The organism is Luteococcus struthionis (assembly GCF_048595755.1).
Taxonomy (GTDB): domain Bacteria; phylum Actinomycetota; class Actinomycetes; order Propionibacteriales; family Propionibacteriaceae; genus Luteococcus.
The window spans coordinates 1,368,459-1,389,655 of sequence record NZ_CP184360.1 but is presented as its reverse complement, the minus strand read 5'-3'; the positions used below and the strand labels follow the sequence as shown (position 1 = coordinate 1,389,655).

Genomic DNA, 21,197 nt, shown 5'->3' with positions numbered 1-21,197 from the left:
TTCGCCCCGGTGGCTCGGCCGTCTTCCTACCCTCGGCTGCATGGTTGACGCGGATGCACGCCCACGACGCCAAGGGGTGTCGTTGTTGATCCTTGGGGACGGCCAGGAACCAGATCCGAGGTTCTCGTTGGCCAATGAACGAACCTTCCTCGCCTGGGTCCGAACCTCCCTGGCCCTGTTTGCAGGCGGGGTAGGACTGGAGGCCTTCGCTGGCGAGGCATTCCCCCAGGGAACCAGGACCGCCTTGGTCGCTGCCCTGCTCGGCACCGGGATGCTCCTGGCCGTGAGTGCCACCGTCCGCTGGGCCCAGATCGAGCGAGCCATGCGGCAGGACCGCCCTCTTCCACTCCCCTGGATCGGCGCAGTGCTAGCATTCGGCGTCGCGATTGCGCTCGGGGTCTTCGTGGGGCATCTGCTGTGAGTCATCCGCAGTGGTCGCCGCGCACTGACACCGGCCTGCAACCGGAGCGGACGACCTTGGCCTGGGAGCGCACCCTGCTCGCCCATCTTGGTGTGGCTTGCCTGATGCTCCGGTGGCTCAGCCAAGGCCCACCCACCATCCTGCTCCTGGTCATCCTCTCCGCCCTCGCGGTCATCACAGTGCGGCTGTCCTTGTCACGGAGCCATCGACGTACTCTCCACGGGATCGAGGCCGTCACGGGTTCAGACTGCCTGCCGCTGGTCCACCTGTTGGGTGCGGCCACCTTCCTGCTCGGTCTCAGCGGCCTGTTGGTGTTGCTGGCATGACCATCCACCAGTTGACCGGGATGGTCGCCACTCTCGTGGTGCCGCTGTTCGCCGTGGCCAGCACCGCCTCCGTCGGCCTGCAGTTCACCCCACGGGAAATCCTGGCCCCGATCCGCCGTGGGCGACTCATGCTGGCTGCACTGGTGGGCAACTTCGTTCTTGCTCCGCTGATCGCCCTGGGCCTGTGCGCAGCACTCCCCGTCAGCCCCGAGGTGCGCAGCGGGCTGGTCACCTTGGCCTGCGCCGCCGGCGCTCCCTTCTCCCTGCAACTGTCTGCCTTGGCCGGTGCCAGCATGAGCGTGGCCTCGGGATTGATGCTCACCAGCTTGGTGTCCACGACGGTCTTCCTGCCCACCATCCTCCCCCGGCTTCTGTCCGGGATGGACGTGAACCCGGCAGACCTGGCGCTCTTGCTCTTCTGGACGATGGTCTTTCCGCTCGTTGCCGGTTCCGTCATCGCGTACAAGGCGCCGCGACTGGCCGAGGCCTCGGCTCCCGCGGTGGGTCGACTGGCACGGGTGTCCATGGTCGTCATGCTCGTCAACCAGGCAGTGGCAGACCACCGGGAGATCGCACAACTTGCCACCACCCTCGCAATCGTCGCAATCACCGGCATGATCGTGCTGACCTGCGCCACCGGCTGGTTGCTGGGATCGATGCTGGGGGTCCCGGGGCTGAGCGTGGCACTGTCGGTCTCCCAGCGGAACATGGCTGCGGGAACACTGGTGGCTTCGACCAACCTTCCAGGATCCGCTGCAGTCACCTGCGTGGTGCTGAGCGGTTTCATGGCTCTGGCCGTGCTGCTGCCGGTGGCAGGCATGCTGGGGCGCCGGGCGGGCCAACAGTGACTCACGGGGGCGGGCAGACCGGCTTCGTCCCCTAGTTCTCGCGCATCTGTTGACCAACCATGGCCCGAGAGATGGCCGCCGACGTCACCTTGAGGGCCGGCACCACTCGATTCGGGTCCTCCAGCGGGGAGACGGTCACGATCCCCAGAGCAGCCAGCACCTCTCCGTTGAAGCCGAAGACAGGAACGGCCAGCCCCCACGCCCCATCCACCTGTTCTTCGGCTGTCGTGGCCCAACCTCGTTGGCCGACGAGGTCAAGTTCCTCCTGCAGACGCGACGGATGCGCAATGGAACGTCGTGTCTCTGGAGTCAGCGCCAGGACGCGCAGTGGGTCCTCCCCCAAGGCCCCGTGCGCGAGGAAGATCTTCCCAGCAGCACTGGTGTGCAGCGGCAGACGATCACCCGGCACCGCGAACGGGTCCCCCACCGCAGACCCGGAGATGCGTTCGACCAGCAGCGCACGATCGGTGTCCAGCACGAAGAGGTTGACGATCTGGCGCGTCGCAGCGAGCAGGTCCTGCATGAAGGGAGCAGCAACCTGTCGCAGGCCGCGTTGCACTGGCGAGAGCATGCCGAGCTCCCAGACGAGATGACCGATCGTGAACTGCCCGTCCTGCTGCTGGGCCACCAGTCCGAGCCGTGACATCTCGCGCAGCATGCGGTGGCAGGTCGCCAGGGGAATGCCAGACCGGCGGCAGACCTGGGTCAAGGTCTGCCGCCGGTGTTGCTGGTCGAAGGTGCGCAGGATCTGCACCACTCGTTCAGCCTGACTGATGCCCGGCCGTGACGTGTTGCCCGCCACTGGTCTCCTTCTCCGTCGCCACCTCGAGGTGGGGCTCCTCGCCTTGGGCCAGCAGACCGAGCTTGCGCTGCTCTCGCTGCTGGTTGACGAAGACTAGGCAGCCCAGCCCAGCGGCCGCAAGCAGCACCCCGGTCCACCGAAAAGCACTGACGTAACCGTCGGCGGGCGTGCTGGCAGCCCCGATCAGGAATCCTGCGACCGCAGGAGCCACCACGCCTCCCAACGACAGGCCGGCATTGGCGACGTTCAGATGGGCCGGTCGCTGCGCGATCGTGGTCAGTTCCCCGACGATCAGGTAGGTCACCGCAAACAGGGCGGGTGCAGTCCCAAAGCCAACCGAGAGCAGGACCAAGGCCAGCACAGGACTTGTCACGAAGGTCGACGCAGCCAGGCAGGCACCTGCCAGCAAACCGGCCAGCCCCACCACCAGCCCCCGCGCCCACCGCGTTGGCACACCCTTGAGGTCCAGGCGCTGGGTGAGATTGCTGAGGGCGATGGTGCAGATGAAACCCCATGCTGCCGGCAGGGCGATCATGCTGCCTGCAGCCTGCCTGGAGTAGCCCAGGACTGTCTCGAAGTAGGCCGGCCCCCACGAAGTGCACATGGCGAAGGCCCAGTAGCCGAAGAAGGAGACCAGCACCGCGAAGAACCACGTCGGGTTGAGGATGGAGCGCAGGAAGGGCACCGGCTCCTCTGCCAGTGGCGGAACGCTCTGATCTGCAGCATCCGGCCCCTCGATCTCTCGTTCTGCCGCCAGTGAGGTGTAGGGGCCGTCCTTGCCCACCAAGATCCACACCACGCCCCAGACGAGCCCCACGCCCGACAGGCTCAAGAAGGCCACCTTCCAGCCGAAGGAGCTGATCAGCAAGGCCAGGATGGGGGCAAAGGCCACGATTCCGATGGTGACTCCGGACGATGCGATGGCCGCTGGCGTGGCCCCGCGTTTGGTCGGGAACCACTTGTAGACGCTGTGCATGCACAAGGGCGCATAGGGGCCCTCGCCCGCACCGAGCAGGAGTCGCGAGACCCACAGGGCCGGCAGCGTCGCGAAGATGACCACGGGCAAGTTGGAGATCGCCCAGATCGCACACATGGCCAGGATCATCCAGCGGCTTGGCAGCTTGGTGGACAGCGGAGCCACCAGCAATTGGGAGATCGTGAAGGCCAGGAACATGCCGGAGCTCACCAAGCCAAACTGCTCGGGCGTGATGCCCATCTCCTTCATGATGGGTACTGCAGCGAGCCCCATCACGGCCTTGTCGGCCCAGTTGAGCATCATCAACAGCGTCAGCAGCAGCGTGATCACCCACGCGTAGCGGTTTCTCTTGCGGGGCGACCAGAGTGCCGGGTTGGCCGCGGCATCATCGTTGACGCCGCGGACATGGGTGTCAGACATGGCATGCCTCCTTGTGGGGATTCGACGTGGTCTGGTTGTCAGGCTGCGCGAGTCAGCGAGAGCGGCAGGCGTTCCCAGCCGCGAAGGACGTTGTGGATCCAGGGCACGGGATCACCAGCCAGCTCGATCCGCTCGAAGCGAGTGGCAAGGGCCGTCAGCACCAGCTCGATCTCCAACCGGGCAATCGGTTGGCCCACGCACTGGTGCAGGCCCATGCCGAAGGCCACGTGACCCGACGCCGAACGCTGCAGGTCAAAGGAACCGGCATCGGCTCCCCACTTGTCCGGATCATGGTTCGCGGCGCCGAGGAAGACCAGCACCTTGGCGCCCGCGGGGATCTCGACACCTTCGATCTGGGTGTCGACGGCGACGGTGCGGTGGAACTTCTGGAAGGGGGATTCCACGCGCAGGGCCTCGTCAACGGCGAACTTCGCGAGCTGTGGTTCAGCTCGCAGCGCTTCCCACTGGTCTGGGTTGCTGGCCAGGCAGTAGAGCGTGTTGCCGATCCCGAAGACCGTCGTGTCCACCCCGGCGCTGAGCAGCGCCCGGACCAACAAGGTCGCCTGTTCAGGTGAGACCAGGCCCTGTTCCGCGGCGGCCCAGATCTCGGCCCCCAGGCCGGTCTCGGAGAGGTTCTCCCGCGCGCAGGATTCCATGATCCAGGCGGACACCTTCTCCCCCTCGCGGAAGGCCTCCTGCCTGATCTGGTTGTCCGCACCGAAGGCATTGAAGACCATCGACCCGTAGGGCAACAGGTTCTCGCGGCCGGAGGGCCGAAGCCCGACGGCGTCGGGGAAGACCTTCAGGGGATAGGGCTCGGCGATGTCCTTGATGCCATCCACCTGTGCCTCCTCCAACAAGCTGTCCCCCAGCTCGTGGGCATGCTGCTCGAAGCCGCCGCGAAGCTGCCTCATCTTGGCCGGGTTGATCACGCCGGTGAGGGCACGACGCATGGCCGTATGCGTGGGCGGATCGGACTCGAGGATCGACGGAGGACGCCATTCGGGATCCTGCCGGATGTCATTGGGGCCAGCGCCACCACCCGAGATGTAGGTCTCGAAGTCGGTGAGGATCTCGTAGACCCAGTCGTGCCGGGCCACGCCGAAGCATTGGTATTTCTCCACCCAGAAGACCGGGCCGAGTTCGCGCAGCCGCGCGTTCATCGGATGGGGATTGGTGATCGATTCCAAGGAGAAGGGATCGATGTCGGTGACGGGTGCCGTGGTGTTGGTGATCATGTGGGTCTCCTCACAAAGTGGTGTGCTGGTCACAGGTTGAGGCGCAGGCGGCGGCAACCGTTGGCAGCCCGGGAAACGCAGACCATCATCGACTGGTTGGCCTGCTGTTCGGTCGGCGAGAGCACCACGTCACGGTGGTCCACCTCCCCCGTGAGCACCTCGGTCTCACAGGTGCCGCAGACTCCGGCCCGGCAGGAGGACAGGACGCGCGTGCCAACAGATTCCAGTGCCTCCAGCACCGTCTGGTTCGTGGCCACCTCGACGGTGCGACCGCTGCGGACCAGCTCCACCTCGAAGGGCTCCATGCTGGCACCAGCATCCAGCGCCGCAGCCGAGAAGCGCTCCGTGTGCAGCACACCCGGGGGCCAGCCTCGGGCCCAGTCCTCGATCTCCTCGACCAGACCGGTGGGCCCGCAGGCATAGATGAGCATCTTTGCCCGGGGCAACGCCAGATGGTCCTCGAGGTTGACCCGGCCCGTCTCGTCGGACGGGTATGCCGTGACCCGCTCGGGATGGCGATCCTCGAGTTCGGACAGGAAGGCCATCGTCGAACGAGAACGCCCGCAGTAGACCAAGGACCATTCCTTCCCCAGTTCCGCTGCCCGCTCGATCATGGGAATGATCGGGGTGATGCCGATCCCCCCGGCGATGAAGAGATACCTGCGGGAATCCTGGAAGACGAAGTTGTTGCGTGGCGCAGAGATCCTGAGCACTTCGCCCTCACGCAGTTCCTCGTGGACCCAGGCTGAACCGCCACGGGATTCGGGCACGTGCAGGACGCTGACCTGCAGTTGCCCCCGCTGACCGGGTGAGGAACAGATCGAATACTGGCGCACGTGGTCGGGCATAATGACGTCCACGTGCGATCCGGGCTCCCAGGCAGGGAAGTCGACCCCATCGGTCCGCTCGAAGGTCAGCCGACGCACCCCGGTGGCCAACTCCTCACAACGCTGGACCCGGACCTCCAGCGTCTCCTCGGCGCGGGGCGCACGCTGGGCGGTCATGCCTGCTCCTCGGCCACGCGAGCCGCCTGCTCGTTCCGCCAAGCAGCCAGGCCACCATCGACACGAATGTCGGTGCCGTTGACCCAACACCCCTGCTCGCTCACCAGGAATTCCACCACGGCGGAGATGTCCTCGGGACTACCGAATCGGCCAAGCAGTTCCCCGGCCCCGTTCACCTTGTCCTGTCCATGGTCACGTCGGAAGTCGTCCAGGATCGGGGTCTGCACTGGCCCGGGGCTGACGGAGGTGACCCTCACACGGCGACCGACCAGTTGTGCGGCGAAGTGCTCGGTGAGCAGGCGCACAGCACGCTTGGACCACAGATAGGCGGCATCTTCCACCAACTCGCGAGCCTGTTGCAGGTCGCCACGGGAGCAGAAGGCCAGCTGGCGCACCGCGGTCGCGTGGTCAAGCCAGCCATCGGCGACGGATGACGAGAGGTTGACCACGCATCCTCCGTCCGTGATCCTGGGCAGACAGGCCGACGTCAGGTCACGCACCGCGAATACGTTGACGGCGAGCACGGTCTCCACCGGGGCCGTGCCGGGTACTCCCGCGATGTTGACCAAGCCGTCCAGCTGCTCTGGAAGCTGCTCCACCACCGCGGCGATTCCTTCAGCGGTGGACAGGTCTCCCACGATGAACTGTCCCGCAAAGTCCTCGACAGGAGTCCGGTCGACGCCCACCAGCTCGTGACCGGCCGAGGACAGCCGACGCCAGGTGTCGGCACCGATTCCCGACGCTGCTCCGGTGATCACCAAGGGATTGGGTTGAGTCTTGAGCATCTGTACTCCTCGCTCGTGATGTGGTTCTGGGCTGATCCGCTCGCCCCATCTGCATCGACGGGAGACACGGCCTGGACCTTGTGAACGGCTCCAGTGTGCGGTTCATCACAGCGCAGTGGCCCACAATCTTCCACTCAGTAGAAGTTCCGACGAGTGTCGCCTGCCTCCTTTGGAAGCCTTGAGCCAGCCAAGCCCCAATCGGCGGGCAGAAACCGGAGGCAGGAAATGAATCAGCACTACGACGTGTTGGACCCGGCCACGCTGGATGTGGTGGGCCAGGCACCGGAGCATTCCCCGGCAGACGTCGACCGAATGGTGGAGCGTGCTTCTGCCGCGATGCGCCCTTGGGCCCAGGAACACGCGACGCGCATGGACGCCCTGCGGCAGTGCGCCCAGGCGATCCGCCAGGACGTCGATGAGCTGGCAACACTGATGTCGCGGGAACAAGGCAAGCCCTTGGCCGAGGCGCGAGGAGAATTCCTCGTCGGGGCCGGCATGCTCGACTACTACGCCGATCTGGACTGGGAGCGCACCACACCCCTGCCCGACCGCGATGGTCGCAGGGTACGTGTGGACCGGTTGCCGGTGGGCGTCACCGGCACGATCACCCCGTGGAACTTCCCGATTTCCTTGCTGCTAGTCAAGCTGGCCCCCGCGCTCACTGCTGGCTGCACGGTGGTCTCCAAGCCCTCACCCACCACGCCACTGTCGACCATCGCCCTCGTGGAGAGGATGGCCCGGCACCTGCCGGAGGGCGTGCTGCAGTGCGCCACCTCCAGCGACCGCACCGTCAACGTGGCCCTCGCCCAACACCCGCGGGTCCGGAAGATCTCCTTCACCGGGTCCACCGACGTGGGAACCCGCATTCTGGCCCAAGCAGCCCCCACGGTGAAGCGCGTGACGATGGAGCTGGGCGGCAATGACCCCGCGATCGTCCTGCCCGACGCCGACCCCCGGTTCACGAGCGAGGCCTTGGTCCGCTCGGCCTTTCGCAATGCGGGTCAGGTCTGCATGGCAGTGAAACGCGTCTATGTTCCCAAGGACCACGTGGATGAACTGGTCGAGGCCATGGCGGTGGCGGCACAGCGTTTCGTCATCGGCCAGGGAATCCAGCCGTCGACGACCATGGGTCCGATGCACAATGCCTCCCAGCTGCGCACCGTGCAGGAACTGGTGGAACAGGCTCTCGCCTCCGGTGGCCGCCGGGTCGTGGGTGGGGGTCGTGGCTGCGACCTGCCCGGTCATTTCATGGCCCCGACCATCATCACCGGGCTCGACGACGAGGCTGCACTGGTCCGCGAGGAACAGTTCGGGGCCGCCCTGCCCGTGGTGGCCTACGACGATGTCGAGGAGCTCACCTCCCGTCTCAATCAACAGGAGTGGGGTCTGGGCGCTTCGGTGTGGAGCCCAGACCTGGAGCGGGCGCGCAGCGTGGCCGAAGACATCGAGGCAGGCACGGTGTGGATCAACCAACACACCCGGGTTGAGCAGGATGCCCCCTTCGGTGGATGGCGACAGTCCGGCGTCGGCAGGGAACGAGGCGTCTGGGGCCTGGAGCACTACCTGGAGACCCGGGTGGTCAGCGAGCGCCCCCACTGCCTGCCCTGACCACCTCCACCCATCCCACCGACCCCCCCCTTAGGACAACCATGCACTGCCACAGCAACGACCCCCTTGACCTGGGAACCCACCGAGGCCTCACCGTGGTCACGCTCGGTGTTGCAGCCGGCCCTGCCATCCGCGGCCCCGAGAACGGCATCGCCACCGCGATCGTGGTCGACGACCGTTTCTATCTGGTGGACTTCGGGCTCGGATGCACTCGCGCAGCCCACGAGGCGGGCCTGAGGGGACAACGACTCGCCGGAATGTTCATCACCCACCTGCACTCGGACCATGTGGCAGAGCTGCCCAGCTATCTGTTGTTCAACTGGGGCAGGCCGGTCGAGGGGCTGGAGTCTCCAGTCCCCGTGATCGGGCCCGGTCCCGATACCGGCCGGGCCGATGGGTCGCTGGCGGGCTCCCGGGAACTGGTGGACTCGATCCTCAAGGCCTTCTCCTACGACCTCGACATTCGCATCCAGGACGAGGGGCGCCCAGAGCTGGGACGGCTCCTGGAGGTAATGGAGCTCGAGGACTCCTTCGACGCCCCCACCGTCGTCTTCGAGGACAGCCACGTGCGCGTGCATGCGACCTCGGTCGACCACCCGCCGGTGCACCCGGCCTACGCCTACCGCTTCGAGACAGCGCACGGCTCGGTCACCATTTCCGGGGACACCACCTTCTCCCCCGCCCTGATCGAGCTGGCGCGCGAAACCGACCTGCTGGTCCACGAGGCCGTGAACATCGACTTCTACCGGGGCAAGGGCTTCTCGGGCGCCTTCCTGAACCACCAGCTGCAGTCTCACACGACGCCCGCCGATGCAGGCCGGGTTGCCGCGCTCTCGGGTGCCCGGCAGCTGGTGCTGTCCCACCTTGCCGGCCGTGCCGAGGACTCCTGGTGGACCGCTCAGGCTGCCTCGACCTATGCGGGGCCGGTGACCGTTGCGAAGAGCGGGATGGCCCTGCGGCCAGGAGCCCGTGCTGCAGCTCAGCCCTCCAAGGACGTGGAATGAGCCGCCTTCAGCGTCGCCTGCACCAGGCGCGGGGCGTCCTGTGCCAGCCCGGCGGCCGCGACGAAGCGATCGGGGCGCAGCAGGACGACGCCGACGCTGCGCTTGTCGAACCACTGCTTGAGGGCATTGGTGGTGTCGCCCAGCAACAGACTGCTGGTGCCCTTGAAGTGGTCGGTGGCCCAGGCCAGCTGGGTGTCCGAGAAGACCTGCACGGTGCGGATCTGGTGCTCGGAGACCAGTTCACGACTGCGCTCGTCCAACAGCGCCAAGGGGTCATTGCCCCAGGCGAGCAGGGCCCAGCCGGCGCCGATCGCGTCGTCGAGCAGCATGAGCTCGCCGTCCTTGAGCACCTGGGGCTGGATGAACTGCAGCCCGACCGGTGAGGTCTTCTCGACCACATTGCGGGCCGGGATGCCAAAGCCGCGCCCGCGGATCCGCTTGGCCGAGGCCCTGCCGCTCTGCAGGGTGTCGACGTCGACCACCACGCCCTTCTCGTAGCGCGGCATCGGCTTGAACTTCATGTCGGAGAAGTAGCTCTTCACCTGCGGGGCCACGTTCAGCGCCCGGGCCGCGACGTCGCGGGCGAAGGCCACGCGACGGTCGGTGGGCTTGATGGCGGTGCCGAAGGCCATCGACAGGTCGATCATCGCCTTGGCGTGCTCGTGGCGCTCGTCGGTGTAGGTGTCGAGCAGCTCATCGGTGCTGTGGCCCTTGACGACGCTGGCGAGCTTCCAGCCCAGGTTGGTGGCATCGCGCATGCCCGAATTCCAGCCCTGGCCCATCCACACCGGCATCAGGTGCGCCGCGTCACCCGCGATCATCACGCGACCGCGGCGGAAGGTCTTGGCGATGCGCCCGTGGTGGGTGAAGACGCGTCGACGGATCACGTCGAGCTTGGCCGGATCCGGCACGTGGTCCTTGAGGAGCTTGCCGATGAAGGCATCATCCTCAACCTGTTCGCTCGGCTCGTCGTCGAAGAGCATGAACTCCCAGCGCCGAATGGCGTGCGGCAGCCCGATCGAGACATAGGGACGCGCGGGATCGGCGCCCAGGTAGACATTGGGAATGCCCAGCGGGTCATTGCGCACGTCGATGACCACCCAACGAGTGGACGGGGAGCGCCCCTCGAACTCGGTGCCGAGCCACTTGCGGGTGAAGGAGGCACCGCCCTCGCACCCCACGTGGTACTTGGCGTCGACGGTGACGGTCTGGCCGTCGGCCAGCGTGACCTGGGCCTCGACGCGATCGTCGTGCTCGGTCAGCGCGGTGAGCTTGTGGCCGAAGCGAAGGTCGACGTTCGAGTAGCGCTGCAAACCCTCGGCGAGCACCTTGTCGACCAGCGGCTGGTTGAAGCCGAACTTGCGGGGCCAGCCGAAGGGCTCGCCCTGCGGGTCGTTGACGACCATCGTCTCGCCGGAGCCGTTGACCAGGCGCATCACGTGCTGCGGCACGGTGTAGGGCATCACCTGTTGAGCCAGGCCGATGCCCTGCAGGGTGCGCATGGATTCGTCGTCGAGACCGACACCGCGCGGGTAGTCGATGAGGGTGTCGCGGGCCTCCACCAGGAGGGTACGAATTCCCTGGGCTCCCAGCATGTTGGCCAGCGCCAGCCCACAGGGGCCGGCACCTGCAATGAGGACATCAGTGTCGATCTTCGCCATGACTTCGACCGTAGGGGTGTGACATGACTCACACGAGGCCTCGTGCCAACCGTCGGAACGGCGTCAGCACGGCAGCAACAGTCTCAGGACAAGGCCTTGCGCACCTCGAGGGCCAACTCGACCTCGTCGGTGATGACCGCATCGACGCCCAACCGGAAGGCCTCCTCCAGCGCCTCGCGCTCGTTGATGGTCCAGGCGTGGACGGCGATCCCGGCCTCACGGAAACGTTCCAGCAGCCCGGGCTCGGCCAGCGTGCGGAAATCGGGGTGGACGGCCGCGGCACCAAAGCGCGACGCATACTCGTCGGCCCGCCACAGTGGTTCGACGTAGAGCAGCCCCAGGGGCAGGCCGAGCTCTCGCGAGCCGGCGAACTGCACGTGGTTGAAGGAGCTGAGGATGACCCGGTCTGCCATGCCCGAGTCCTCGACCAGGGCCGCCACTTGGCGGTCCATTCCCGGGTAGGGCTCGTTGCCGTCCTTGAGTTCGACGTTGAGCACCATCTCGGTCGGCTCGAGCAGCTCCAGCACGTCCTGCAGCAACGGCAACCCCTCGCCGGCGAAGCGGTCGTCGCCATTGCGGGCATCCAGGGTGGACAGCTCGCTCCATGGCAGGTCGACCACCCGCCCGCTGCCATTGGTGGTTCGATCGACGGTCTCGTCGTGGATCACCACCAGCTGCCCGTCTGCACTGCGCTGCACGTCGAGCTCGATGCCGTCGGCACCCAGCTCCACCGCGCGGCGGAAGGCGGCCATCGTGTTCTCGGGGGCCACGGCGCTCGCGCCGCGGTGGGCCCACACCTTGGTGGTCATCCTGATCTCCTGTCAGCCGAAGTCATCGCCACGCTAGGAGGCGCAGGTGAACGGCGGATGGACAGCCTCACCCGTGCATCTTCAGCGAGCCCTTGAAGCCGGTTGCCTTGACCGATTCGGTCAGGGCAGTCCATTTCTTCTCGTCCAGCTTGCCCTTCTTGCAGCCGTAGACGAACTGGTAGCCCTGCAGCGAGTCATTGCTCAGTCGCCCCATGGCACGCATGGAGAGCTCCTTGGAGTCACCGCTGACCATCAGCGACGGCACGGGGCCGGGCTGTCCGGGCACCATCAGTCCGTTGGTGGTGAACTTCTCGATCCCGTAGGACTGCATGATGGCGCCCAGCATGTTGTACGTGGCGTCCTGGTCCTCGGTGCCATCACCCTTGGGCAGCATGAGGCGCACCACGCGCAACTCACAACCGTCCTCCGCCTGGAAGAGCTTGATGTCGTAGCTCATCCCCGCCGTGGGCGTGGCGGAGGGCAGGTCGACCTCCTTCATGCCGGACGGGACGGTGTACTCCAGCTCCACCTGCCGGGGCTTCATGGCCTCGACCTCTTCCTCGTCCTTGCCGCACGCCGGAAGCGAGGCCAGCACCAGCACCGCGAACGCAGCGGCGGCCGTCCGTCGTCCACGCCGTGCGGGCAGGTTCACAGGATCCGCCTGAGCACCAGAGCCGCGGCGGCAGCAGCACCGCCGATCGCGAACTTGTAGGGCACCTTGGGGCGGAAGCCCAGGTCGATGGGAGCCTCGCCCTCGGGCAGCGTGACGGTGCCACGATCGGCATCGACGGTGATCAGCATGCCGGTGCGGATGCGACGCGTGGCGATCCCGGTCCCCAGCACCGCAGGCACCGCGTACTCACGCGCCACGATCGAACTGTGGCTCAGCGGGCCTCCGACGTCGGTCACCACGGCAGCGGCCATGGCATAGAGCGGAGTCCATTCGGGGGTGGTGATCGGGGAGACGATGACCTCACCCGGCTGCATCTGGTCGAAGTCCTCCGGGCCGCGGATCACCCGCGCCGTGGCGGTGATCCGGCCCTGGCTCACGCCCAGCCCCTTGATGACCGGACCGTGCTGCTGCACGTCCATGACCGGCACCAGCCGGTGGAACATGCGGTGCCAGGCATTCAGCGGCAGCAGGTGGGGCGGTTCGGCGGCGCGCTGCCCACGCCAGACGACGCGGCGCTGCTCGAGCACCTCACCGGGCCCGGCCAGGGTCGACTGTCCGGCATCCAGCTGGGACGCCAGCTCCGCGAGCTCGTCACGACGCAGCCAGAAGACCTCATCCGCCTGTGCCAGGGCACCAGCCTCCTGCAGGCGAGCACCCAGGGTGCGCAGCATGCGTCGCATCACCGGCCAGGCCAGCCCCACCTCGTTGAGGGCCTGCTCACGCACCGGACCCACCTGCTGGGCGCGCACCATGAGCGGCTGCAGGATCGCCTTGCGGGCCGGATCCAGGCGTTCGAACAGTTGCTTCTCTGCCAGGGTGCGTTCGGCTGCTTCCCGCTCCAGGCGAACGTCGGGATCCTCGACGGAACCCTCGAGCATGTCGCGCAGGCGTGCCAGCACCGGCGAGGGGTCATCGGCCGGCAGCGGCACCATGAAGTCCAGGTTGTCCACGGCCAGGCCGTGTTCGTCCAAGTGGTCCCCCAAGCGCCGGAGGAATTCCTCCCCGCCCGGGCGCTGGCCCAATTCGTCGCTGCCCTCCCCGGCCAGCAGGGCCTGGCGCAGTTCTGGCTGGTCGGCGCACCACTGGGCCAGGCGCCAGATGGAGCGCTCGGCATCCACGGACGGGGAATCGAAGCCCAGCAGGAAATCAGCCGCCGGCGGACCGTCGACCTGCTTGGCGAGCCCGGCATAGAGGCGGTTGAAGGGCTGTTCGGCGCTGGCCGCCAGCGGCACCAGGGCCTGCACTGCGGCGTGGAAGGCGCAGGCACCGTCGAGCAGTTCCTGGGTGGCCGCGAGCAGTTCGGTGGCGCTGAACTCCTGCACATCACGGGGCTGCCAGCGCTCCACCAGCTCTCGGTAGCGCGGATGGGCGCCCCGCCACAGGTCGTCGGCATTGAAATGGCTGCGTCCCGCCAGCGCCGAGACCGCTTGGGGGCTCTGCTTGAGCAGCCGCCGCATCCCGTCGCGGCTGTAGTAGTAGTACGCGTAACCGTTGACGGTGGGGAATCCCACCTCACCGTCGTGGAGCTCCACCTTCTCGTAGTGCTCCACCAGCGATTCGCGCACGGCGTGGGCCACGGCCGGCTCGACCATGTCCGCGAACAGTGGGCTCAGCGGGTCGGGCAGCAGCTCGGTGAGCGCGGCGCGCACGTACATGCCCTTCTCGTCCTCCACCGGCCAGCTCTCCGGCACTTGGCCGATGCGTTGCGGCAGCGCGGTGATGGCGCGGGTCTGCACCACGTGCACCGCGCCGTCCGCCAGTACCCATTCCATGTCCTGCGGAGCGCCGAACAGCTCGACGGCTCGCTGGCCCAGTGCGGCCAGCTCCACCGCCTGCTCGTCGGGCAGGGCCTGCAGCCTGCGATCGGCCCGGTCGACGGGGACCTCGACGGTGCCCCGACCCCCCACGCCATGGGTGGTGCGGTGCCTCTTCTCCGAGATGTCGCGCGCAACCACCTGGCCACCCGAGACCACCAGCTGGTCGGTCTGGCCGCCCTGCATCGTCTGGTCGCCCAGACCGAAGTTCGCGGTGATCAGGGTCTCGTCGTCGCGTCCGTTGAGCGGATTGGTGGTGAACATGACGCCGGAGGCGGTGGCCTGCACCATCAGCTGCACCACCACGGCCAGTTCGATGCGCGATTGGTCCACACCGTGCCGTGAGCGGTAGGCGACGGCGCGTTCATTCCACAGCGAGGCGAAGCAGCCGCGCACACTGTCCAGGAGTTCGTCCTCGGAAGTCACGTTGAGGTAGCTGTCCTGCTGTCCCGCGGCGCTGGCGTCGGCCAGGTCTTCGGTGGTGCTGGAGCTGCGCACCGCAACCGATGCGCCTCCCAGTTCGCGCCAGGCGGCCACCACCTCTGCGGCCAGGTCATCGGGCAGGGGCCGGTTGAACAGGGCGGCAATGCCCCGTGCATCCCCCTCGGCCAGCAGCGCCTCGATGGTGGGCTCCAGCGCGTGGGCCCGCAGGTAGTGACGGTAGGCCTGGGTGGTGACCACGAAGCCGCCGGGGACCGGGAAGCCAGCAGCGGCGAGGGCCGAGAGGTTCTTGCCCTTGCCACCGACCAGATCTCGTCCGGCCACCTGGTTGAACCAGCTGATGTGCGCCATCTCTGTTCTCACTCCACAACGCGTCGTCGGTCACCGGAGGCTGGACGGGTCATCGGCACGGCCCGTCCCCGGCCTTGGCCCAGTCTAGGCTTCGCATTCCGCCGCGACCGCTTGCCCGTCTCCTCCAACAGCGGCCGCATCCGGTAGGCCACCACCTCACGCAGGAAGACGCTGGTGGAGGTGCGCACGATCCCTGGACACAGTCGGATCTCCTCGCTGACCCGGTACAGGTCGTCGGGGTCGGTGGCCACCACGCGGCACAACAGGTCGGTGCCGCCGGCCGGCGCGAAGCATTCAAGCACCTCGGGAATGCGACGAAGTGCCGCCACCGCAGACTCCAGTTGGTGCTGGTCGAGCTCGGCCGAGACGGTCGCGGCCAGCCCTCGCCCCAGCGCGGCCGGAGGGATTCGCGTACTGGCCAGACGCAGCAGCCCGAGTTCGCGGTAGCGCTCCAACCGCGCCTGCACCGTGCCCCGGGCGTATCCGGTCTTCTGCGCCAACAACAGGACCGGCATCCGCGGATCCTCGTCCAGGGCCATCAGGATGTCGCGGTCGGTCTGGTCCAACAGGTATTCCTCGTGGCCCACCATCGGGTCCCTCCTTCGTGCGCCTTCTGATCAGATTCACCGGACACTGCGCACCAGATCTGATCATATTGATCAATCTTGACATGACCTGTTGTGCAAAAGAGGCAGGCTGATGCAGATTTGATGCATCAGCCCACAAGGCAAACACCACCGACACCCCGGCGCAGCCCACAAGGCAACCCGGGGCAGGGAAGGCGTCAGTACCCGACGACCCGCGTCAACCGCAGCACAGACCACGCCCCCAGCCGGATTCCAGGAACACCCTGGGAACCAGCTGGGGGCGTCTGCCGCCCCGATGACTTCCAGCCACGGCGACAAATCCCCAGCGAATGAGGAAACGTGCCACGCAGCGGAACGACGCGAGAGGGTGTGAGAAAGTCCACTGGACAAGACAAAGGGCCCCGAGCCAAAGCTCGGAGCCCTTGTCACTGGCGCACTCGGAGGGACTCGAACCCCCAACCTTCTGATCCGTAGTCAGATGCTCTATCCATTGAGCCACGAGTGCGTGCCTTGCAGCGAGATATGACTCTACACGGAGCCTTGCTCCGGCACAAATCCGGGCAGCGAGACCCGGAGTGGACATCCCGCAGGGGGTGAGCAATAGTACAACTCATCCCGGTGGTCTGTTTTCAGACCAGTTGCTCCACTGGTCTTGGGCATTCCGTCCGTACACCGACGTACAGGAGAACAAGCATGCAGGTTCCCAATCCCGATCCCGTCAACCCCCTCGACGACGAGCCGAAGAAGGACTTCGAGCGCAAGGACGTCAAGGACATCCCGGTTGAGGGCGAAGTTCCCGAGTACCAGCCGGTCGTTGACTGGGTGAACGAGGTCGCCGCCCTCACCCAGCCCGATGCCATTCGCTACTGCGACGGCTCGGACGCCGAATGGGACGAGCTGGTGGAGGTGCTGGTCAAGTCCGGCACGGCCATCAAGCTCAACGAAGAGAAGATGCCCAACTCCATCTACTGCAAGTCGGACCCCGACGACGTCGCTCGCGTCGAGGACCAGACCTTCATCTGCTCGGCGAAGGAAGAGGACGCCGGCCCGACGAACAACTGGATGCATCCGGATGAGATGAAGGGCATCATGAACGGCCTGTTCGACGGGTCGATGCGTGGACGCACCCTGTACGTCATCCCGTTCTGCATGGGCCCGCTGGATGCGGAGGATCCCAAGTTCGGCGTCGAGATCACCGACTCGGCCTATGTCGTGCTCAGCATGAAGATCATGGCTCGCATGGGCAAGGCTGCGCTGGATGAGATGACCAAGCGCAACGCCCCCTTCGTCCCCTGCCTGCACTCGGTCGGCATGCCGCTCGAGCCCGGCCAGAAGGACGTGCCGTGGCCCTGCAATGACATCAAGTACATCGTCCACTTCCCCGAGGAGCGCGCCATCTGGAGCTACGGCTCCGGCTACGGCGGCAACGCCCTGCTGGGCAAGAAGTGCTACGCGCTGCGCATCGCCTCGGTGATGGGTCGCGACGAGGGCTGGATGGCCGAGCACATGCTGATCCTCAAGCTGACCAGCCCGGAGGGCAAGGCCTACCACCTGGCCGCCGCCTTCCCGTCGGCCTGCGGCAAGACCAACCTGGCCATGCTGGATCCGACCATCCCCGGTTGGAAGGTCGAGACCCTGGGCGACGACATCGCCTGGATCCGCATCGGCAAGGACGGCCGCATGTACGCGACCAACCCCGAGAACGGCTTCTTCGGTGTGGCCCCCGGCACGGGTGCCTCCACCAACCCGAATGCCATGCGCACCATCGAGCAGGGCAACTCGATCTTCACCAATGTCGCCCTGACCGACCACGGTGGCGTCTGGTGGGAGGGCATGACCGAGGTCAAGCCCCCGCACCTGACCGACTGGAAGGGCCGCAGCTGGACCCCGGAGAACGGCCCGGAGGGTGGCCGTCCCAACGAGAAGGCCGCGCACCCCAACAGCCGTTTCTGCACCCCGATCGAGCAGTGCCCGATCCTGTCGGAGGACTTCAACAACCCCGAGGGTGTGCCGCTGGACATCATCATCTTCGGCGGTCGTCGCGAGAACACCATTCCGCTGGTCACCCAGGCCCGCGACTGGGACCACGGCGTGTACATGGGAGCCACCTGCTCCTCGGAGACCACGGCTGCCGCCAAGGGTGCCGTCGGCGTGCTGCGTCGCGACCCGATGGCCATGCTGCCCTTCATCGGCTACCACGTCGGTGACTACCTGCAGCACTGGGTCAACATGGGCAACAAGACCGACGAGGACAAGCTGCCCAAGATCTTCTACACCAACTGGTTCCGCAAGAGCGCCGAGGGCAAGTTCATCTGGCCCGGCTTCGGAGACAACAGCCGCGTGCTGAAGTGGATGATCGATCGCATCGAGGGCAAGGTCGAGGGCGAGATGACCCCGGTCGGCATCGTCCCGGCTCCCGGTGAGCTGGACGTCGAGGGCCTGGACATGACCCCCGAGGAGGTGCAGGAGTGCACCCAGTACGTCGCCCACGAGTGGGCCGACGAGCTGCCGCGCCTGGAGACCTGGCTGGAGAGCTTCGGTTCGAAGCTGCCTCCGTCGATCTCCGCCCAGCTGGACAAGGTGCGCGAGGAAGTCAAGAAGTAGTTCTCCGACGGCCAAGGCCACCATTGCGGAGCCGCACGGGCCCGACACCCCACGGGGAGTCGGGCCCGTTGCGTTGTGCCCGGCGCCGGGTGCCGGAAACGCAGAAACCGCCGCGTCAGTCCTGGTGGACCGACGCGGCGGCAGTTGGCGGAGGTGGCGAGATTTGAACTCGCGATGGGGTTTTAGCCCCAAACCCGCTTAGCAGGCGGGCGCCATAGACCGGACTAGGCGACACCTCCAACAAGCGACAAGCGTATCTGTTCTGGGGCCAAGCGGCAAAGTCGGCCGTGAGGAGCCTGCTTGGGAGGGTGATCCGCCACGAACTAGCATCTGGGGGAACACACTCGGAGGGACACCCATGGCACAGGCGCGCCACAACGACAGCGCCCCGGATGACGCACGCGCCGCGTCGGGGCGGCACGTCGATCCAACGATGCCCGATGACACCCCCGTGGTGCCTCGGCGCGTGGTGGTCACCGCCGACGATGACGGTCTGCCGCGCTCCCGCGACTGGGCCGACGAGGGTGTGCCACCTTGGCGGCGCCACCCAGCCAGCCACCACACAAGCCTGTACCGCGACGGTCGCGAGCACACCTTTCGCGCGTCGCTGGGCTGGACGGCCCTGGGGGCCCTGCTTCCCGGCCTGGGACTGTGGCCGACGCGCCGCCGCTGGATCGGTCTGACGCTGCTGGGGCTGCTGGCCGCCGGTCTGCTCATCCTGGTTGCGTTGGTCTGGATCAAGCCGGCCGCGGTGGCCGCCGTGGCGGTCAAGCCCGGCATGCTGCGCGTGATGGCGCTGTGCGCTGTCGCGGCAGCCATGCTGCTCAGCGGCCTGGTAACCCTCACCCACCTGTCCACCCGCCCCCACCAGGTCACTGCGCTGCAGCGCACCGTGGGAACCCTGACCGTCGGGCTGTTGAGCTTCATGATCAGCGCTCCCCTGATCGTCGGCGCCAGCTACGCCCACAGCCAGGCCTCCCTGGTCAACGGCGTGTTCACGCTCGACTCCCGCTCGCAGACCCGCCCCGACCTGGGCAAGGGGGACGTGTGGAAGAACAAGCAACGGCTGAACATCCTGCTGCTGGGGGCCGACTCGACCGCGGCCCGCGATGAGCACGGCGACGGCGTGCGCACCGACACGATCATGGTGGCCAGCATCAACACCGCCAACGGGGACACCACGCTCATCCAGATTCCGCGCAACATGGCGCGGATGCCCTTCCCCGAGGGCAGCGAGCTGCACAAGCTCTACCCCAAGGGCTACTACTCACAAAGCGCCGACAACCCCGACTACTTCGCCAATGCCGTCTACGGCACCGTGCCCACCCTGCATCCGGAACTGTTCGCCCAGACCGACTACCCCGGCGCCGACGCCATGAAGCTCGGGGTGGGCGCCACCCTGGGGCTGGAGATCGACTACTTCATGATGGTCAACATCGATGGCCTCACCCGGCTGATCGACGCCATGGGCGGGGTGCGGCTCAACGTCAACTCGCGCATTCCGGTGGCTGGGGACACCAGCGGTCGCCCGCCGACCGGGTGGATCGAGCCCGGCGAGAACAAGTTGCTCAACGGCTATTACGCCATGTGGTACGCCCGCAGCCGCAAGGGGTCCACCGACTACAACCGGATGGGACGCCAGACCTGCGTCATCAAGGCCGTGATCGACCAGGCCGACCCCGCGACGATGCTCACGCGTTACGAAGGCATCGCCTCGGCCTCGCGCGAGATGGTGAAGACCGACATTCCGCAGGATGTGCTCTCTCCCCTGGTGGACCTGACCCTGCGCGTCAAGGACGGCAACATCCGTCGAGTGCTCTTCGTCCACCAGAAGGATGGCTTCGACACCACGGAACCTGATTTCGCCATGATGCGAAAGCGAGTGGCCGCGGCCATCCAGGAGACCGACGCGCAGCCCAGCCAGCAGCCCACCCCGTCCAGCTCCGCAGCCCCGTCCAGCTCCGCAGCCCCGACCGGCCAGGCCACCACGCAGGCCCCCGAGCCCACTCGCCCTGCTCCCGGGACAAGCCCCGAACAGACAAGCACCGAGAAGGCCAGCTCCCCGGAGGCCACCCCGTCGGTGCAGAGCGAGAACGTCACCGACGCCTGCGCGTACGACCCCGATCCCCTGGCCGAGGGCCAGCAGCAGGCGGGGACCAACGAGCAACCCGCCTGACCCTGCCTCGGGACACCGAACGCGGACAGGCATACCGGCCTGGAGCAGAATGCACGACGCCCCCGCTCCGATGAGCGGGGGCGTCGTGGTCCACGAAGGGAAGCCTCACTGCTGGTGCTGCACCACGTCCGGGTTCGGTGGCTGGTGCGGATCGATCAGCGGCACATTGATGGTCTCGCCGTAGCCACGATTGGCGTCCAGGTGCTTCGCGACGGCCTCGACGAGCGCCACCATCTCGGGATCCTCACCCCCGCCGGGGCAGATGACATGGGTGCGGCCCACCTCGCCGTGGTACAGCGTCAGGTGTGACCCCTGGGCGCTGGTGGTCACCTTGGTGACGTCCTCCCAGCCGCCCGACTTGTCGACGCCGGGACCATGGATGCGATAGCCGTCACTGGCCAGGTCGATGAAGGTGCGCATGGTCACCATCGACCAGGCCGCCATCCCCGCCAGCGCCAAGCCCGCGATCAGGATGATCGAGGCCAGGACCACCCACAGCAGCGATGCGTCGGCCGACTGGGCAATGGAGACCAGCAACGCACCGACCAGGGTCAACGCGGCTGCGATCACGAAGGCACGCACCGGAGGGCGTGGCTTCAACACATAGGTGCGGGGTTCGGGTGCAGCAATCACAGCTCTCCTCGTCGAG

18 protein-coding genes and 2 tRNA genes are annotated in these 21,197 nt (G+C 66.8%); 7 read left to right on the top strand and 13 right to left on the bottom strand.

The window, feature by feature from the left end; translation table 11 throughout:
• The first annotated feature begins 40 nt into the window (after positions 1-40).
• The 3 genes from ACOAMO_RS06275 to ACOAMO_RS06265 are packed head-to-tail and all read left to right on the top strand — an operon-like array spanning position 41 to position 1,595.
• Positions 41-421, top strand: a complete 381-nt coding sequence (locus ACOAMO_RS06275; RefSeq protein ID WP_420176729.1) for a YidH family protein — start codon at positions 41-43, stop codon at positions 419-421.
• On the top strand, positions 418-747 hold the full coding sequence (locus ACOAMO_RS06270) for a DUF202 domain-containing protein (protein ID WP_420176728.1): 330 nt from the start codon (positions 418-420) through the stop codon (positions 745-747). Before ACOAMO_RS06275 ends, ACOAMO_RS06270 begins: the two co-directional genes overlap by 4 nt.
• Positions 744-1,595, top strand: a complete 852-nt coding sequence (locus tag ACOAMO_RS06265) for a bile acid:sodium symporter family protein (RefSeq protein WP_420176727.1) — start codon at positions 744-746, stop codon at positions 1,593-1,595. The genes ACOAMO_RS06270 and ACOAMO_RS06265 overlap by 4 nt, the downstream gene beginning before the upstream one ends.
• Positions 1,596-1,626: 31 nt before the next feature.
• Here the strand turns inward: ACOAMO_RS06265 and ACOAMO_RS06260 are convergent, their stop codons facing one another.
• From ACOAMO_RS06260 to ACOAMO_RS06240, 5 genes are read right to left on the bottom strand one after another with little or no spacing between them, the layout of a single operon-like run.
• The gene (locus tag ACOAMO_RS06260) at positions 1,627-2,352 is read right to left on the bottom strand and encodes an IclR family transcriptional regulator (protein ID WP_420176726.1); all 726 of its coding nucleotides are present in this window, start codon (positions 2,350-2,352) and stop codon (positions 1,627-1,629) included.
• A 4-nt stretch (positions 2,353-2,356) separates the two neighbouring features.
• Entirely contained in the window at positions 2,357-3,793 is a 1,437-nt protein-coding gene (locus tag ACOAMO_RS06255) for an MFS transporter (protein ID WP_420176725.1), read from the bottom strand.
• A gap of 38 nt (positions 3,794-3,831) precedes the next feature.
• Positions 3,832-5,031, bottom strand: coding sequence for a cytochrome P450 (locus ACOAMO_RS06250; protein ID WP_420176724.1), 1,200 nt, complete (start codon positions 5,029-5,031; stop codon positions 3,832-3,834).
• A gap of 29 nt (positions 5,032-5,060) precedes the next feature.
• Positions 5,061-6,035: a PDR/VanB family oxidoreductase gene (locus ACOAMO_RS06245; protein WP_420176723.1), complete on the bottom strand. Its 975-nt coding sequence runs from the start codon at positions 6,033-6,035 to the stop codon at positions 5,061-5,063.
• Positions 6,032-6,820 carry an SDR family oxidoreductase gene (locus ACOAMO_RS06240; protein WP_420176722.1) on the bottom strand — a complete coding sequence of 263 codons (789 nt, stop codon included), beginning with the start codon at positions 6,818-6,820 and terminating at the stop codon, positions 6,032-6,034. Before ACOAMO_RS06240 ends, ACOAMO_RS06245 begins: the two co-directional genes overlap by 4 nt.
• Positions 6,821-7,045: 225 nt before the next feature.
• On the opposite strand from ACOAMO_RS06240, the gene ACOAMO_RS06235 reads away from it, so the two are divergent.
• Positions 7,046-8,428: an aldehyde dehydrogenase family protein gene (locus tag ACOAMO_RS06235; protein WP_420176721.1), complete on the top strand. Its 1,383-nt coding sequence runs from the start codon at positions 7,046-7,048 to the stop codon at positions 8,426-8,428.
• Positions 8,429-8,469: 41 nt separating this feature from the next.
• Positions 8,470-9,432 (top strand): MBL fold metallo-hydrolase, encoded by a 963-nt coding sequence (locus tag ACOAMO_RS06230; protein WP_420176720.1) that lies wholly within the window; start codon positions 8,470-8,472, stop codon positions 9,430-9,432.
• On the opposite strand, the gene ACOAMO_RS06225 is transcribed toward ACOAMO_RS06230, so the two are convergent.
• From ACOAMO_RS06225 to ACOAMO_RS06200, 6 genes are all read right to left on the bottom strand, one after another.
• On the bottom strand, positions 9,408-11,093 hold the full coding sequence (locus ACOAMO_RS06225; RefSeq protein ID WP_420176719.1) for a bifunctional 3-(3-hydroxy-phenyl)propionate/3-hydroxycinnamic acid hydroxylase: 1,686 nt from the start codon (positions 11,091-11,093) through the stop codon (positions 9,408-9,410). The genes ACOAMO_RS06230 and ACOAMO_RS06225 overlap by 25 nt on opposite strands.
• 83 nt (positions 11,094-11,176) lie before the next feature.
• The gene (locus ACOAMO_RS06220) at positions 11,177-11,902 is read right to left on the bottom strand and encodes a glycerophosphodiester phosphodiesterase (RefSeq protein WP_420176718.1); all 726 of its coding nucleotides are present in this window, start codon (positions 11,900-11,902) and stop codon (positions 11,177-11,179) included.
• 67 nt (positions 11,903-11,969) lie between these two features.
• The gene (locus tag ACOAMO_RS06215; protein WP_420176717.1) at positions 11,970-12,554 is read right to left on the bottom strand and encodes a hypothetical protein; all 585 of its coding nucleotides are present in this window, start codon (positions 12,552-12,554) and stop codon (positions 11,970-11,972) included.
• Positions 12,551-15,181: a PEP/pyruvate-binding domain-containing protein gene (locus ACOAMO_RS06210; protein ID WP_420176716.1), complete on the bottom strand. Its 2,631-nt coding sequence runs from the start codon at positions 15,179-15,181 to the stop codon at positions 12,551-12,553. The genes ACOAMO_RS06215 and ACOAMO_RS06210 overlap by 4 nt, the downstream gene beginning before the upstream one ends.
• An 8-nt stretch (positions 15,182-15,189) precedes the next feature.
• Complete coding sequence (locus ACOAMO_RS06205; protein WP_420176715.1) at positions 15,190-15,771, bottom strand: Lrp/AsnC family transcriptional regulator; 582 nt, start codon at positions 15,769-15,771, stop codon at positions 15,190-15,192.
• 426 nt (positions 15,772-16,197) lie between these two features.
• Positions 16,198-16,273 (bottom strand) — tRNA-Arg (locus tag ACOAMO_RS06200).
• 188 nt (positions 16,274-16,461) lie between these two features.
• On the opposite strand from ACOAMO_RS06200, the gene ACOAMO_RS06195 reads away from it, so the two are divergent.
• Entirely contained in the window at positions 16,462-18,372 is a 1,911-nt protein-coding gene (locus ACOAMO_RS06195) for a phosphoenolpyruvate carboxykinase (GTP) (protein ID WP_420176714.1), read from the top strand.
• Between the two features lie 145 nt (positions 18,373-18,517).
• Here the strand turns inward: ACOAMO_RS06195 and ACOAMO_RS06190 are convergent.
• Positions 18,518-18,611: transfer RNA gene (locus ACOAMO_RS06190), tRNA-Ser, on the bottom strand.
• A 119-nt stretch (positions 18,612-18,730) separates the two neighbouring features.
• On the opposite strand from ACOAMO_RS06190, the gene ACOAMO_RS06185 reads away from it, so the two are divergent.
• Complete coding sequence (locus ACOAMO_RS06185; protein ID WP_420176713.1) at positions 18,731-20,548, top strand: LCP family protein; 1,818 nt, start codon at positions 18,731-18,733, stop codon at positions 20,546-20,548.
• A gap of 105 nt (positions 20,549-20,653) precedes the next feature.
• On the opposite strand, the gene ACOAMO_RS06180 is transcribed toward ACOAMO_RS06185, so the two are convergent.
• On the bottom strand, positions 20,654-21,181 hold the full coding sequence (locus tag ACOAMO_RS06180) for a hypothetical protein (protein ID WP_420176712.1): 528 nt from the start codon (positions 21,179-21,181) through the stop codon (positions 20,654-20,656).
• Positions 21,182-21,197 lie beyond the last annotated feature (16 nt).

Coding starts and splice junctions, on each gene's coding strand:
- ACOAMO_RS06255 (WP_420176725.1), bottom strand. CDS start 3,793: ATGTCTGACACCCATGTCCGCGGCGTCAACGATGATGCCGCGGCCAAC.
- ACOAMO_RS06230 (WP_420176720.1), top strand. CDS start 8,470: ATGCACTGCCACAGCAACGACCCCCTTGACCTGGGAACCCACCGAGGC.
- ACOAMO_RS06235 (WP_420176721.1), top strand. CDS start 7,046: ATGAATCAGCACTACGACGTGTTGGACCCGGCCACGCTGGATGTGGTG.
- ACOAMO_RS06275 (WP_420176729.1), top strand. CDS start 41: ATGGTTGACGCGGATGCACGCCCACGACGCCAAGGGGTGTCGTTGTTG.
- ACOAMO_RS06210 (WP_420176716.1), bottom strand. CDS start 15,181: ATGGCGCACATCAGCTGGTTCAACCAGGTGGCCGGACGAGATCTGGTC.
- ACOAMO_RS06185 (WP_420176713.1), top strand. CDS start 18,731: ATGGCACAGGCGCGCCACAACGACAGCGCCCCGGATGACGCACGCGCC.
- ACOAMO_RS06220 (WP_420176718.1), bottom strand. CDS start 11,902: ATGACCACCAAGGTGTGGGCCCACCGCGGCGCGAGCGCCGTGGCCCCC.
- ACOAMO_RS06240 (WP_420176722.1), bottom strand. CDS start 6,820: ATGCTCAAGACTCAACCCAATCCCTTGGTGATCACCGGAGCAGCGTCG.
- ACOAMO_RS06205 (WP_420176715.1), bottom strand. CDS start 15,771: ATGGTGGGCCACGAGGAATACCTGTTGGACCAGACCGACCGCGACATC.
- ACOAMO_RS06245 (WP_420176723.1), bottom strand. CDS start 6,035: ATGACCGCCCAGCGTGCGCCCCGCGCCGAGGAGACGCTGGAGGTCCGG.
- ACOAMO_RS06250 (WP_420176724.1), bottom strand. CDS start 5,031: ATGATCACCAACACCACGGCACCCGTCACCGACATCGATCCCTTCTCC.
- ACOAMO_RS06265 (WP_420176727.1), top strand. CDS start 744: ATGACCATCCACCAGTTGACCGGGATGGTCGCCACTCTCGTGGTGCCG.
- ACOAMO_RS06195 (WP_420176714.1), top strand. CDS start 16,462: ATGCAGGTTCCCAATCCCGATCCCGTCAACCCCCTCGACGACGAGCCG.
- ACOAMO_RS06225 (WP_420176719.1), bottom strand. CDS start 11,093: ATGGCGAAGATCGACACTGATGTCCTCATTGCAGGTGCCGGCCCCTGT.